We start from the raw sequence: 1,324 nt of genomic DNA, 5'->3' as shown, positions 1-1,324 counted from the left end.
TGAAGAAACATTTCCGCTAGGATCTGTTGCAAATACTTCAATTTCATTAATACCTACATCAGCACAAGTGAATTGTACAATTGTGTCTTGTGTAAATGTGATACTAAAGTCGTTAAGTGTTCCTTCGTCACCAGCCGCAGTATCTGTTACTGTTAATGTCCAATCACCAGTAATACTTTCACCAGCAAATGTAGCGGCAAATGTACCGCCTTGTGCTTCAAATGTACCAGTAAATGGAGCATTCGCAGCTGTGATATCATCACCTCCGTCTTGGAAAACAGTATTTGTATAGTTGTCATCACTTCCTCCATTGTTATCAGAAAGAACTAATACTGTACCTGCAGGAGATGTTAAAGTTATCTCTAAATCACCAGCCCATGTATGGGTGATATCAAGGCCAACATTGTCTAGAGTAATATCTGTTCCTAAAGTACCGCTATCTGTAATTGATGCTACAGATTCAACTGGAGCAGCATCACTAATTACAGTACCTAAGTTATCACCTGTTTCAGAAATATTTACACCGCCTGGTACTGTTACTTCAACACCACATGCATCATCTGCACTTACAAGTAAATCTGCAGCATTTATTGTAGCCATACCATCCACATCAAGCACTACGTCTAATGCAGGTAATGCTAAATCTGGAGAAGATAAGATTAAATCCCATGCATTAAATACTCCATCATCAAAAGCTAAGAATGTATCTTCTACCGTTAATGTCCAATCACCTAATGAACTCTCTCCATTGAAAGCTGCTAAAGGAGAAGAAGGAGCAACCACACCGCCAATTGCAGGTGCTATATCGCAAACATCGTCTATGTTATTAACACCATCATCATCAACAGTTGCTAATATATCAGCATTACCACAGTCAATACCAATAGTTTTTATTTGTACTACTGTTCCAGCAGGAGAAGTTAAAGTGATATCTATATCGCCTACCCATGCATGAGTAATGTCTAAGTTAATATTTACATCATCTAATATTACATCATCTGTAACATTAATGATACTTGTTACTACTGGAGCAGGATTACCAAAAACTAATCCTGGTGCATCAGAGTATACTGCAGAACCTGCTTGTCCTTCACAAACAATTACAGGAGCAATATCATCTACAACTGTTACAGTTGCATCACATGTATCTGTATTTCCAGAAGCATCTGTTACTGTTAAAGTAACAACTACATCTCCTACATCACTACAGTCAAAACTTGTTTGGCTTGCAGAAAGTGTAAATCCAGGACAGTTATCACTAGATCCGTTATCAATATCTGCTTCTGTAATAGAAGCCATACCAAACTCATCTAATGTTACTGTG

The 1,324-nt window shown here is 37.8% G+C and carries 1 protein-coding gene; it reads right to left on the bottom strand.

All coding sequences use genetic code 11. The features are described from left to right. Positions 1-1,324: proprotein convertase P-domain-containing protein (locus RM538_RS13345; RefSeq protein WP_311333934.1), on the bottom strand; the 1,324-nt coding region annotated here is incomplete at both ends.

Source organism: Patiriisocius hiemis (assembly GCF_031846325.1).
GTDB classification, from domain to species: Bacteria; Bacteroidota; Bacteroidia; order Flavobacteriales; family Flavobacteriaceae; genus Patiriisocius_A; species Patiriisocius_A hiemis.
This window is presented reverse-complemented; position numbering and strand designations above follow the sequence as displayed.